9 protein-coding genes and 3 tRNA genes are annotated in these 13,604 nt (G+C 61.3%); 7 read left to right on the forward strand and 5 right to left on the reverse strand.

All coding sequences use genetic code 11. The annotated features are described in order from the left end of the window. Positions 1–96 precede the first annotated feature (96 nt). Entirely contained in the window at positions 97–2,799 is a 2,703-nt protein-coding gene (gene gyrA / locus ACR0LD_RS04125; protein ID WP_170366759.1) for a DNA gyrase subunit A, read from the reverse strand. Between the two features lie 224 nt (positions 2,800–3,023). On the opposite strand from gyrA, the gene ACR0LD_RS04130 reads away from it, so the two are divergent. From ACR0LD_RS04130 to ACR0LD_RS04150, 5 genes are all read left to right on the forward strand, one after another. After that, positions 3,024–3,293, forward strand: a complete 270-nt coding sequence (locus ACR0LD_RS04130; RefSeq protein ID WP_093962206.1) for an usg protein — start codon at positions 3,024–3,026, stop codon at positions 3,291–3,293. 293 nt (positions 3,294–3,586) lie between these two features. Next, complete coding sequence (zwf, locus tag ACR0LD_RS04135) at positions 3,587–5,041, forward strand: glucose-6-phosphate dehydrogenase (RefSeq protein ID WP_170359052.1); 1,455 nt, start codon at positions 3,587–3,589, stop codon at positions 5,039–5,041. Then, positions 5,038–5,709 (forward strand): 6-phosphogluconolactonase, encoded by a 672-nt coding sequence (gene pgl / locus ACR0LD_RS04140; protein ID WP_480635676.1) that lies wholly within the window; start codon positions 5,038–5,040, stop codon positions 5,707–5,709. Before zwf ends, pgl begins: the two co-directional genes overlap by 4 nt. Before the next feature lie 4 nt (positions 5,710–5,713). Then, positions 5,714–7,324 carry a glucose-6-phosphate isomerase gene (gene pgi, locus ACR0LD_RS04145; protein WP_480635677.1) on the forward strand — a complete coding sequence of 537 codons (1,611 nt, stop codon included), beginning with the start codon at positions 5,714–5,716 and terminating at the stop codon, positions 7,322–7,324. A 175-nt stretch (positions 7,325–7,499) separates the two neighbouring features. Continuing rightward, the gene (locus tag ACR0LD_RS04150) at positions 7,500–9,119 is read left to right on the forward strand and encodes a long-chain-fatty-acid--CoA ligase (protein WP_480635678.1); all 1,620 of its coding nucleotides are present in this window, start codon (positions 7,500–7,502) and stop codon (positions 9,117–9,119) included. 21 nt (positions 9,120–9,140) lie between these two features. Here ACR0LD_RS04150 and ACR0LD_RS04155 read toward each other — a convergent pair. Next, positions 9,141–9,215 (reverse strand) — tRNA-Asn (locus ACR0LD_RS04155). Positions 9,216–9,471: 256 nt separating this feature from the next. Between ACR0LD_RS04155 and ACR0LD_RS04160 the strand changes: the two genes are divergently transcribed. Beyond that, entirely contained in the window at positions 9,472–10,794 is a 1,323-nt protein-coding gene (locus ACR0LD_RS04160; RefSeq protein ID WP_480635679.1) for a metal-dependent hydrolase family protein, read from the forward strand. A gap of 258 nt (positions 10,795–11,052) precedes the next feature. Here ACR0LD_RS04160 and ACR0LD_RS04165 read toward each other — a convergent pair. Further along, positions 11,053–11,127 (reverse strand) — tRNA-Asn (locus ACR0LD_RS04165). Between the two features lie 74 nt (positions 11,128–11,201). Beyond that, a complete protein-coding gene (locus ACR0LD_RS04170; protein ID WP_480635680.1) occupies positions 11,202–12,116 on the reverse strand; it encodes an MBL fold metallo-hydrolase in 915 nt (304 codons plus the stop codon). A 44-nt stretch (positions 12,117–12,160) separates the two neighbouring features. On the opposite strand from ACR0LD_RS04170, the gene ACR0LD_RS04175 reads away from it, so the two are divergent. Further along, positions 12,161–13,480, forward strand: coding sequence for an ATP-binding protein (locus tag ACR0LD_RS04175; protein WP_170363378.1), 1,320 nt, complete (start codon positions 12,161–12,163; stop codon positions 13,478–13,480). A gap of 13 nt (positions 13,481–13,493) precedes the next feature. Here the strand turns inward: ACR0LD_RS04175 and ACR0LD_RS04180 are convergent. Beyond that, a tRNA-Ile gene (locus ACR0LD_RS04180) sits at positions 13,494–13,570 on the reverse strand. Between the last annotated feature and the right edge of the window lie 34 nt (positions 13,571–13,604).

Raw genomic sequence — 13,604 nt, forward strand, 5'->3', positions numbered from 1 at the left:
CGCTTCGACATTCGCCGAAACGAAAAGGAGCGGCTGCTGTTGCAGAGCCGCTCCGTCGTCGTTGAAATGAGGGCCGCCGATCAGAGGCGGCCATCCTTACGTTTCGCTATCGTCTTCCTCGTCACCCTGGTCTGCGATCCAAGCGACGCTGACGACTTCCTCGCCTTTGCCGGTGTTGAACACCTTGACCCCGCCCGCACTGCGGGACCGGAACGATATACCGTCGACCGGAACCCGGATCGACTGCCCCTTGGACGTGGCCAGCATGATCTGGTCGTCGATTTCGACGGGGAACGAGGCCACCAGCGGGCCGCCCCGCATCGCCTTGTCCATCGCCATCACGCCCATTCCACCGCGGCCGCGCACCGGGTAGTCATGCGACGAGCTGAGCTTGCCCGACCCGCCAGCCGTGATAGTCAGGATAAGGTTTTCCGCCGCAGACATCTCGGCATAGCGCTCCTGAGGCAGGATGCTGTCTGCGTTGCCTTCGTCTTCGTCGGTTTCGGTCTCTTCGGTGACGCCTGCCATCAGGCGGCGCATCTTCAGGTAGGCGGCGCGCTCGTCTGCCGTGGCCTCGAAGTGGCGAATGACGGACATCGAGACGACTCGATCGCCATTCGTCAGTTTGATGCCGCGCACACCGGTCGATTTGCGGCCCTTGAACACGCGCACGGCAGTGGTCGGGAAGCGGATTGCCCGGCCGGAGTTGGTGACCAGCATCACGTCGTCATCCTCGGAACAGATGCGCGCGTTGACCAGTTCCACACCCTCGGGCAGATCCATCGCGATCTTGCCGTTGCGCTTGACGTTGGTGAAATCGCTCAGCGCGTTTCGGCGCACGTCACCGGCACTGGTGGCGAAGACGATCTGCAGGTTTTCCCATTCTTCATCCGGCACATCGACCGGCATGATCGCCGCAATCGAAACACCGGTGGGAATCGGCAGGATGTTGACGATGGCCTTGCCCTTGCCGGTGCGCCCAGATTGAGGCAAGCGCCATGTCTTGAGCTTGTAGACCATCCCATCGGTGGTGAAGAACAGCAGTTGCGTATGCGTGTTCGCCACGAACAGATTGGTTACGACGTCCTCTTCCTTGGTCTGCATCCCCGACAGACCCTTGCCACCGCGCTTCTGCGCGCGGAAGTCGGCCAGCGGCGTACGCTTGATGTAGCCGCCCGAGGTCACGGTCACGACCATGTCCTCGCGCTCGATCAGATCTTCGTCTTCCATATCGCCGGACCAGTCGACGATTTCAGTGCGGCGCGGCACTGCGAACTGCTCTCGAACCTCGCGCAGCTCGTCGGCGATGATGCTCATGATGCGCTCGCGCGAGGACAGAATGTCCAGGTATTCCTTGATCTTGGCGGCCAGGTCTTCCAGCTCGTCCGTGACCTCTTTGACACCAATCTGGGTCAGGCGTTGCAGGCGCAGATCAAGGATCGCGCGGGCCTGAACCTCGGTCAGGTTGTAGGTGCCGTCGTCGTTCATCTTTGACAGCGGATCGTCGATCAGCCGCAGATAGCTCTCGATCTCGGCTGCGGGCCAGCGGCGGGTCATCAGCTTTTCGCGCGCCTCTGCCGCGTCGGCCGAGGACCGGATCGTGGCAACGACCTCGTCCACGTTCGAGACCGCTACGGCCAGACCGCACAGGATATGGCTGCGTTCCCGTGCCTTGCGCAGGTCGTATGCAGTGCGGCGGGCAACGACATCTTCGCGGAAGTCGATGAAGCTGGTCAGGAACCGGCGCAGGGTCAGCTGCTCGGGGCGACCGCCATTCAGCGCCAGCATGTTGCAGCCGAATGAGGTCTGCATCGGCGTGAACCGGTAAAGTTGGTTCAGCACCACCTCGGGCGTTGCGTCGCGCTTCAGCTCGACCACCACCCGCACGCCGTTGCGGTCAGATTCGTCCTGAACGTGGCTGACGCCTTCGATGCGCTTTTCACGCACGGCTTCGGCGATCTTCTCGATCATCGAGGCCTTGTTCACCTGATAGGGGATCTCGTCCACGATGATGGCATAGCGGTCCTTGCGCAACTCCTCGACGCGGGTTTTGGCGCGGATGATGACGCTGCCACGGCCCTCCAGATAGGCCTTGCGCGCACCGGACCGGCCCAGCATCACGCCGCCGGTGGGGAAATCGGGGCCGGGGATGTATTCGATCAGCTGTTCGCTGGTCAGGTCCGGATCGTCGATCAGCGCCAGCGTCGCGTCGACCACTTCGCCCAGGTTGTGCGGCGGGATGTTGGTGGCCATACCCACCGCGATGCCGCCAGCGCCGTTGACCAGCATGTTGGGGAACCGCGCGGGCAGGACGGTGGGTTCCTTGTCCTTGCCGTCGTAGTTGTCCTGGAAATCGACCGTCTCTTTCTCGATATCCGCCAGCAGAGCGGCGGCGGGCTTGTCCATGCGGACCTCGGTGTAGCGCATGGCCGCCGGGTTGTCGCCGTCCATCGAGCCGAAGTTGCCCTGACCATCCAGCAGCGGCAGCGACATCGAGAAATCCTGGGCCATCCGCACCAGCGCGTCATAGATCGCGCTGTCACCGTGCGGGTGGTATTTACCCATCACATCGCCCACGGGACGGGCCGATTTGCGGTAAGCTTTGTCGTGGGTGTTCCCGGTCTCGTGCATCGCATAGAGGATGCGCCGATGCACCGGTTTCAAGCCGTCGCGCAGATCGGGGATCGCACGGGACACGATGACCGACATCGCATAGTCCAGATAGGACGTCCGCATCTCGGATTCGATGGATACCGTCGGGCCGTCGTAAACCGGGCGCTCGGGCGGGGTTTCATCCATGTTTTCGGGGATTTCTGGCGTATCGCTCACGTAAACTGCCCGTTTATTGTGCTGGGTCTATATCTTGTGGATGCATCTTATCAGACCCGGCACATAGGGTGCAAGCAAGCAACCCGGAAGTGGCCTGAAACCGCGGTGTTTTTCGGGTAACACATTGTTTTAATACGGATTGAAAAGGAATCATGTTACCCTGAAGGGACCTTTGAGGAAATCTGGAGGTCTGAATGGAGAAAAACGAAACCGAATTGATGCTGAAGGGGTATGGCCTGACAACGGCTGAAATCTTCTATCGCATGCCGGATTACATCCATGTTCTGAACACGTTCATCTGGCAGGATTACGACTTGGCGCCGGATCATCCCAAGTTGTTCAATTTCATCGAGTTCTGGCAGCGCGAAATCGAGGGTCCGCTGCATTCGGTGCGCTTTACCCACCGCAAGATGATCGCACCCGGAGAATGGCGGAACGTCGTCGGAGAATACCGGCTGAACTAGCGTTTCGGCCAGGTTGCGCTCGAGGCCAATGCGCCTTGATCCGGCCGATGGATCATCGAATGAATGCCGACCTGCGTTTCGGCGCAGGTTACTCACTCTCATAATTTCTGAACACAACCAGATCTTGGCAATCCGTTGACGGCGGACGCGTTGAGCGGTTGAATATTCTTGTGCGTTTCGGTGGCGGTCCGGTGCGGCGCACACGATTGGTACAGATTGGAAAACCAGAGAAAGTCCAGGATATGATTGCGCTAACATTGGACATGCCGGCGATGGCGCGTTAAGGACGGCTCATGGTTTCTCGCGTTATACCCGTCGACCCATTTGATCTGGTCATTTTTGGTGGCACTGGGGATCTGGCGCAGCGCAAGATTTTGCCTGCCTTGTTTCGCCGTTATTGCGCGGGACAGTGGAATGACGATGTTCGGATAATCGCCGCAGCAAGGTCCGCACATGATCAGGCGGGCTATCGTGCGATCGTCGCCGAGTCGCTGGCCCAGCACGCACCTCGTCAAGCGGCAGATCCCGGCAACCTTGATGGGTTCCTGAACCGGCTGCAGTATCTGCGGTTGGATGCCAGCTCTGATGATGGGTGGGAAAACCTTTCAGGTCTGTTGACGGATTCGCGGATCCGCGCCTTCTATTTCTCGGTCGGACCCGGATTGTTCGCCCCGTTGGCGGAAAAAATCCGCCAGCACGGTCTGGCAAACGAGCAGACGAGGATCGTCGTCGAAAAGCCGTTCGGTCACGACCTGGACAGCGCGCGGGCGTTGAATGCCACGCTGGCCTCGTATTTCAGCGAAAACCAAATCTACCGGATCGATCATTATCTGGGCAAGGAAACCGTCCAGAACCTGATGGCAGTCCGGTTCGGCAACATGCTGTTCGAGCCGCTGTGGAACAGTCAGTATGTCGACCATATCCAGATCACCGTCGCCGAGACCGTCGGCGTGGATGGTCGCGAAGAGTATTACGAGCGCGCTGGGGCAATGCGCGACATGGTGCAAAACCACCTGATGCAGCTTCTGTGCCTGATCGCGATGGAGCCGCCTGCCAAGTTCGATTCGGACGCCGTGCGCGATGAAAAGCTCAAGGTAATCCGCGCGCTGGACCCGGTGCAGCCGCACCACATCGTGCGTGGGCAGTATTCGGGTGGTCCCGACGGGCCGGGCTACCGCGAAGCGGTGGGCAATCCGCGCTCGACCACCGAAAGTTATGTGGCGCTGCGGGCGCATGTCAGCAATTGGCGGTGGGCGGGGACTCCGTTTTACTTGCGCACCGGCAAGCGGCTGGTGGCGCGGTCCTCGGTGATCAACGTCATCTTCAAGGATGCGCCGCATTCGATCTTCGGGGCCGAGGCCGGGCGGCATGCCAACACGCTGTCGATCCGGCTGCAGCCGAACGAAGGCATAACGCTGAAAGTCACGATCAAAGAGCCGGGGCAGGGCGGAATGCGTTTGATCGACGTCCCGTTGGATATGAGTTTTGCCGAAGCGCTCGGGCCCGAAAACCAGGAAGCGCCGGATGCTTATGAGCGTTTGGTGATGGACGTGATCCGGGGCAATCAAACCCTGTTCATGCGCGGAGACGAGGTCGAGGCCGCTTGGGCCTGGACCGACCCGATCATTGCGGGGTGGCAGGCACGCGGCGACGTGCCAAAACCCTATGACAGCGGCAGTACCGGTCCCGGCGACGCCGAACTGCTGATGAAACGCGACGGTCGCCATTGGCAAGGGATCAAGCCATGAAGATTCAGGAATATGCCGACAGGGACATGCTGGCCATTGATGTTGCCAACGTTCTGGCCGGAGAGTTGGAGGCCGCACTGCTGCACAACGATGTCGTGGCTTTTGCTGTTCCCGGCGGCACCACGCCCGGACCGATCTTCGACAGCCTGTGCGCCGCGGATCTTGAGTGGGAGCGTGTCCGTGTGCTGCCTACCGACGAACGCTGCGTCCCGGCAGACAGTGACCGGTCGAACGAACGCTTGATTCGCGACCGTCTTCTGACCAACCGGGCGGCGGCGGCGGACTATGTCCCGCTCTATATTCCCGGCAAGGCGCCCGAAGAGGTTCTGCCCCAAATCGAAGCTCTGATCGAGCCGCTGCGCCCGTTGGCGGTGTTGGTTCTTGGAATGGGCGACGACATGCATACGGCCTCGTTGTTTCCGGGGATGGAGGGGCTGGCGCAGGCATTGGCCAGCAACGCACCGGCATTGGCCGTTGCTCGCCCGCAGACGCAGCCCGAGACGCGCATCACACTGACGGGTCCGGTTCTGGATGGGGCGCTGTCCAAACACGTGGTCATCTATGGTGAACAAAAGCGCGCAGCGCTTGAGCGTGCCATGAGCCTGCCGCCCGAGGAGGCGCCAATTGCGGCAGTCTTGGATGGAATGACGGTACACTGGGCGGATTGATCTCATGCAACTGGACACTCTCAGAACCCTTGCCGCGCAGGCGGCGGATACCCGCATCCTCGACCTGTTCGCGCAGGATCCCGACCGGGCGCAGAGATTCTCGGCCTCGACCGGCGATTTGCTTTTCGACTATTCGAAGACCCTGATCGACGCGGACATACACGCGGCGCTGATCGACTTATGTGATCAGGCTGGTCTGGCCGAGCGGCGCGACGCGATGTTCCGGGGCGACAAGATCAACGAGACCGAGGGCCGCGCGGTGCTGCATACGGCGCTGCGCAATCTGGACGGCGGCCCGGTCGAGGTTGACGGCCAGGACGTGATGCCCGAGGTTCTGGACACCCTGCAGCGCATGCGCGTGTTCGCCGAAGAGGTCCGGGGCGGAACGGCCCAGGGGGGCGGGGGCAGCTTTACCGACGTGGTGAATATCGGGATCGGCGGTTCGGACCTTGGGCCAGTGATGGCGACGCTGGCGCTGGCGCCCTATCACGATGGGCCGCGCCTGCACTATGTCTCTAACGTGGATGGCGCGCATATCGCCGACACGCTGCGCGAACTGGACCCGACGCGGACGCTGGTGATCGTGGCGTCCAAGACATTTACCACCATCGAAACCATGACCAACGCGCGGACGGCGCGGGCCTGGATGCTGGACGGCGGCGGCGACCCGGGGCGGCAGTTCGCGGCCGTGTCCAGCGCCGTGGACAAGACGGCGGACTTCGGCATCCCGTCTGACCGCGTGTTCGGCTTCGCCGATTGGGTCGGCGGGCGCTATTCGGTCTGGGGTCCGGTTGGACTGCCGGTGATGATTGCGGTGGGCTCGAACGCATTTGACGCGTTCCTGCGCGGCGGGCAGGCGATGGACGTGCATTTCCGCGCCGCGGACTGGGCCGAGAACATGCCGGTGATGCTCGCGCTGGTGGGCATCTGGCACCGTCAGGTGCTGGGCCATGCCAGCCGCGCGGTGCTGCCCTATGATCAACGGTTGCTGCGGTTGCCGGCCTATTTCCAACAGCTCGAGATGGAATCGAACGGCAAATCGGTGGCCATGGACGGCTCGGCGCTGAGCGTGCCTTCGGGGCCGGTGGTCTGGGGTGAGCCCGGCACCAACGGGCAGCACGCGTTTTACCAACTGATCCATCAGGGCACCGACGTGATCCCCTGCGAATTCATGGTGGCCGCCGAAGGCCACGAGCCCGAACTGGCCCATCATCACCGTCTGCTGCTGGCCAACTGCCTGGCTCAGTCCGAGGCGTTGATGCGTGGCCGGTCGCTTGAGGAAGCGCGAGTGCGCATGGCCGAGATGGGCCTGCATGGCGACGAGTTGGAGCGTCAGGCCCGGCATCGCGTGTTCCCGGGCAACCGGCCCTCGACCACGCTGATCTATCCGCAGCTGACGCCCTTCGTTCTGGGCCAGATCATTGCGCTGTATGAACACCGGGTGTTCGTCGAAGGCGTGCTGTTGGGCATCAACTCGTTCGACCAGTGGGGGGTGGAGCTGGGCAAGGAGTTGGCCACCTCGCTGGGGCCAATCGTCGATGGCGATGCGGGCACCGAGGGCAAGGACGGCTCGACCGCCGCACTTGTGGCCTATGCGCTGCGGCACCGGGGCTGAAGCCCTGCAAATCTGACGGCCTGCCGCCACGGCAGGCCGCATTCTTTTATTGTCAGACAATTAAATGATTGGCAGGATCGGCCCCGAGGAGAAGCCCTGGGGCCGGCCATGCCGCCGTGTCGCCTGGCCGCAACAGACGCCGCATCAGGCCGGCGCGATGAATGGGAGGATGTCCATGCTGGGACAGATGATGACGCAGCCGCTGTTGATTTCGTCACTGATCGATCATGCTGCGCGCTATCACGGTCAGACCGAGATCGTGTCGGTCGAAACCGACGGAACCGTCACCCGGACGAACTGGGGCGAGATCGCCGCCAATGCCCGGCGACTGGGGTCGGCGCTGACCAAGCTGGGCTTGCAGCCGCAGGACCGGATCGGCACCCTGGCCTGGAACAACCGCCGGCATCTGGAAATCTACTATGCGGCCTCGGGTGCGGGTTTCGTCTGCCACACGATCAACCCGCGCCTGTTCCCCGAACAGCTGGTTTACATCATCAACCACGCGCAGGACCGGGTGCTGTTCTTCGACGCCACCTTCATCCCGCTGGTTGCCGCGATCCGCGATCAATTGACCGAAGTGAAGCATTTCGTCCTGATGGGACCGCGCAGCGAGGACGCACTGCAGCAGATCCCCGGACTGGAATTCTATGACGACTTGATCGAGACCGGCGACGCCGATTTCGAATGGCCGGTCTTCGATGAAAACACCGCCTCGAGCCTGTGCTACACCTCGGGCACGACCGGCCACCCCAAAGGCGTGCTGTATTCGCACCGTTCGACCGTTCTGCACAGCTTTGCCTCGAACACCCGCGACGTCATCGGGTATTCGGCGATGGATGTGGTGATGCCGGTGGTGCCCATGTTCCACGTCAACGCCTGGGGGTCGCCCTATGGCTGCGCCATGTCCGGTTCGCAGATGGTGTTGCCCGGGCCCGACCTGCATGGCGAGGCGCTGGTGAACCTGATCGGCACCTATGGCGTGACGCTGGCGATGGGGGTTCCCACCATCTGGCAGGGCCTGCTGGCCCATGCCGCCAAATGCGGCACCAAGCTGGAAAGCCTCGAACGTACGGTGATCGGCGGTGCGGCGTGCCCGCCCTCGATGATCGAGACCTTCCGGGAAAAATACGGCGTCGACACCGTGCATGCCTGGGGGATGAGCGAGATGAGCCCGCTGGGCACTGCCAACATTCCGCTGGCCAAGCATCGCAAGCTGCCGATCGAGGAACAGCACAAACTGCGCGAGAATCAGGGTCGTCCGCCCTTTGGGGTCGAGCTGAAGATCGTTGATGACGACGGCAACGACTTGCCGCATGACGGGGTCACGCAGGGCGACCTGATGGTGCGCGGACACTGGGTGCTGGACAGCTATTTCCAGCTGCAGGATCAAGATCTTCTGCAGGATGGCTGGTTCGCCACCGGCGACGTGGCAACGCTGGACCCCGATGGCTACATGACCATCCGCGACCGCTCCAAGGACATCATCAAGTCGGGCGGTGAGTGGATCAGCTCAGTCGAATTGGAAAACATCGCCGTAGCGCACCCGAAACTGGCCACCGCGGCGGTGATCGGCGTGCCACATCCCAAATGGGACGAACGCCCGCTGCTGGTAGCCGTCAAGGCCGAGGGCGAAGACCCGTCCGAGGCCGAGCTTCTGGAGTTTTTCGACGGCAAGATTGCCAAGTGGCAGGTGCCGGACAAAGTGGTCTTCGTCGACGCGCTGCCACTCAATGCGACTGGCAAGGTCCTGAAACGCAAACTGCGGGATGAATTCAAGGACGCCTTGGCAGGTTAACGCTTGATTTTTAATGATTTTTGGCTCCGGCGGTAGGGATCGAACCTACGACCAATTGATTAACAGTCAACTGCTCTACCGCTGAGCTACGCCGGAACTGAGGGGCGTGTACCAATCTGCAAAGACGAGGTCCAGACGAAAATTGCTTTCTTTGGACGAATTGCGCGCCCCAGGTTTCCGTTTCGGATTTCAATCGGGGTGAACAGGTTTGTTGTTTCGTGCGGCAGTGAAACGTTGCGTTGATCTACGCACCGGCCGCGACGTGATCGTTTCATCCGGATCAGAAAGAGACTAGCCTCTCGATAATGCACCATTCTTCGGTGAACCTGTTGAAATCGGAAAGGAACCCAAGATGCGGACAGCTTGCAGGATTGCAGCGAAGCTTTTCTTCTTTGTTCTCGCCGCGCCGGGGATCGCCCAAGAGGCCGGAACCCTGATCACCGGCGCTCGGATTTTCGACGGTGTCCGTTCCGACCTGATCGAGGGTCAGGACGTTTTGATCCAAGACGGCATGATCACGGCCATTGGCCCTGATCTGGATGCGCCGGAGGGGGCGACGGTGATCGATGCGCAGGGTCGGTTCCTGATGCCCGGATTTGCCGACATGCATGCGCATCTGATGTTTCAGATGCCGTTCGGTATCGCATTCAATGCCGATCGCGAATACTGGGCCTATGTTGCCGCAACCGTCGCCGAACAATACCTGATGCAGGGGTTCACGACGGTCCGCGATGTCGGCGGGAACTCGTTTTCACTGAAACGCGCCATAGACGAGGGCATTCTGACGGGGCCTCGGGTCTATCCTTCGGGTCCCATGATCTCGCAGAGCTCGGGCCACTCGGATCATCGGACGGACGCAAACGAGCCCGGGTCATTGGTGTTCGAGCCCAGCATTCCGATGAAATACTTCCATGTCGCAGTTGCCGATGGGCGTGACGAGGTTCTGAAGACCGTACGCGAGGTGTTGCGCCGCAGGGCCTCGCAGATCAAGATTTCGGTCGGTGGCGGTACCGGGTCATTTGCTGATCCACTGGACACCACGCAGTACACGGCAGACGAAATCCGTGCAGCCGTCGAAGCGGCAGAAGACTGGAACACCTACGTAACCGCCCATGTCTACAACTCGGATGGCATCATCCGCGCCGTCGAGAATGGGGTGAAGTCCATCGAGCATGGCAATCTGATGAGCGAAGAGGCCATGCGCGTGATGATGGAGCATGATGCCTGGCTGTCGCCGCAGGTCATCGTCTACACATTCCATCCGGCAGGCTACAACGACGAACAAAAAGCCAAGCATGACGAAGCCTATGACGGCATCAACCAGATGTTCACCATGGCCAAGGAGCTTGGATTCGAGAATATCGTCTTCGGCACGGACGTGATCACTTCTCCTGAGATGATCAAGCGCGCAAACGAGGAGTTCGTTCTGAGAACGGAATGGTTCGACAATGCCGAAATACTCCGTCAGGCAACCTCGAAATCAGCCGAGTTGCTTGCCTTGTCGGGGCCGCGCAATCCTTATCCCGGGGCGCTGGGTGTCATTGCGGAGGGTGCTCATGCGGATATCCTTCTGATCGACGGCAACCCCCTTGAGGACATGTCTGTCATGACCGAATACGAAGAGCGCTTAGATCTGATCATGAAGGGCGGGGTGATCTACAAAAACGAACTGTAGCGGACGATCTGCTGTGCAAATGCATGGCGGACCAAACTTGCGTCACAGGCGCTGGAAAATTCTCTGATGTTTCGCGGGTGTGATTGACAGGATTGGGCTGATCGAAAGACCAACTCCAAACTAACGGCGCAGGTCCTTGGGGGCAGGCTGATTGTATGCCTGGAACCAGCTGAAAACCCGGCCTGTCGGATCGGCAACCGACCATACACGGGACGCGAGCGGTTGGGTGCGCCACAAACTTCTGAAATCAGAGGATTTTGGCTCCGGCGGTAGGGATCGAACCTACGACCAATTGATTAACAGTCAACTGCTCTACCGCTGAGCTACGCCGGAACTGAGGCGCATATAGCAATCCGGTTTTTCGGCGTCCAGAGGGGAAAAGCACCGAGGGCGAATTTTTTGTGCGTTCAGGAGATGCGATGAAAACTGGTCTGCACCGACAGCGCGCCCCGGGGGGCGACGCGGTCTTTTCCGGTCAGGTCCACCAGATGGGCAAACACGTTGCGCTCGGCCGCTGGAAGCAGGGCAGGCGGGGTTTCGACATAGATCCGCTGGGCCAGATCCCGGGCTGTGCCCGGGCGCTCGGCCAGCGCGTCGAGGATTTGTGCCTCACGTTCGAGCCGGTGGCGGATCAACCAGTCAAGCCGACCCGAAGGGTCTGTGATCGGCGCGCCGTGTCCGGCATGGAAGACGGACCAGTCGCGTGCGCGTAGCCGGTGGCAGGCTTTCATGAAGTCTGTCAGATCGCCATCCGGAGGCGAAACCAGCGAACTGGCCCAGCCCATCACGTGATCGGCGGTGAAACACACGTCTCCCCAGGCCAGCGCGATGTGATTGCCCAGATGACCCGGCGTGTGAATGACCTCAAGGCCCCATCCGTTCCCCTCGATCCTGTCGCCGTCCGCCAACTCGATGTCCGGGCGGAATTCCGTGTCGATTCCCTCGCCGCCGCCGGCGAGGCCTTGCTCGGCCAGTTGGGACATGATCGCGCTGCGCCCTGCCTGTGGCCCGCCAAAGGCGTAGATCGGGGCACCTGTCCGCTCTGACAGCGGAGCAGCTAGCGGCGAATGGTCCAGGTGGCTGTGGGTGACCACGATATGGCTGATCATTTGCCCGGGCTGCAGCGCATCCAGAATGGCCTGCATGTGACTGTCGCTCAACGGTCCGGGGTCGATTACGGCAAGGTCGCTGGTGCCCAGGAGGTATGTATTTGTCCCCAGATAGGTCATCGGCGACGGGTTTGGGGCCAGCAAGAGCCTGAGGCCCGGCTGCAGGGCGACAGGGATCCCCGGTTTCGGGTTGAAATCGTCTGCTTGCAGCATCTTGGCCTCTTTCTCTTGGCGGGGCAGCCCGCTAGGTTTAGCGCATGTCCTCGCGCTGGCTCAAACCCTATTTGCCCCGCAGCTTGTATGCCCGGGCGGCCCTGATTCTGGTGCTGCCGGTGATCGTGGTTCTGTTGGTGGTGTCGGTGGCATTCGTGCGTGAACACCTCGAGGATGTGACCGGTCAGATGACCCGGGCGGCGTCGCGCGAAGTGCGGCTGGTTCTGGAAGACATTCAGGGTGCCGAAACCCAACAGCAGGCGCTGGCCGCGGTGCGTCCGGATCTGAGGGTGCTGGACATGCAGGCCCGTTTTCTGGGGATCAACGAAACGCCTACTATTGAACCTCGGCGCTGGTATGATTTCATCGCACCGCAGATCGACGCTGATCTTCGAGAGCTGCTGCCGAACCTCGTAGCGGTATCGTTGCCGGACAGTCAGGTCGCGACTTTGTTCTTGAACACCCATCTGGGTGTGTTGGAGCTTGGCTTTGATCGCCGGCGTCTGTCGACGGTCGCCCCGCACCAGTTGATCGTCACGATGCTGTTCTTTGCGGTGATCATGACCTCGATTTCGTTCTTGTACATGCGCAATCAGTTGCGGCCGATCACTCGGCTGGCCGATGCGGCGCAGGCTTTTGGTCGCGGTCGGGTCGTGCCGTTCACCCCCGGAGGGGCCGTCGAGGTGCGGGCCGCCGGTAGCGCGTTTCTTGACATGCGCGCCCGGATCGAGCGGCAGATCGAGCAGCGGACCCTGATGCTGTCGGGTGTCAGCCATGACCTGCGAACGCCTCTGACCCGGCTCAAGCTTGGCCTGTCGATGCTGCCCGAGGAAGATGCAAAGCCGCTGCTTCAGGACGTGAACGAAATGCAATCACTCCTGGATGCCTTCCTTGATTTCTCGCGCGGCGCGTCCGAGGGCGAGCAGGTCGAGGTTCGTCCGGATGAGCTTCTGCGCTCGATCGTGGATGATGCGCAACGGGCCGGACAAAGTGTCGAGTTGCTGCCGCCCGAAGGGCAGGGTGCAGTGATGCTGCGTCCGACTGCAATCCGCCGCGCCGTGGAAAACCTGATCGGCAACGCGGTGCGCTACGGGTCGCACGCGATGGTCAGCATGACCCTGACTGACAAATCGCTGCGCATTCGAGTTGAGGATGATGGCCCCGGCATCCCGCCCGAACAGCGGACCGAGGCGGTTAAGCCGTTCAGCCGGTTGGACCCGTCGCGGAACCAGAATCAGGGCAGCGGGGTGGGCCTCGGGCTGGCGATCGTTGCAGATATCGCTCGTGTCCACGGCGGTGTTTTGCGCTTGGGCCAAAGCGAACGCTTGGGCGGTTTGTGCGCAGACATCATCATCGGGCGGTGATTTCGGCCGTATTTGGTAGGCCCGGAGGGACTCGAACCCCCAACCAAAGCGTTATGAGCGCTCTGCTCTAACCAATTGAGCTACAGGCCCGCCTGAGCGCTTGGGTACCACGCAGAACAGCCGC

The sequence above is a fragment of the Ruegeria sp. BF8 genome, assembly GCF_056538625.1.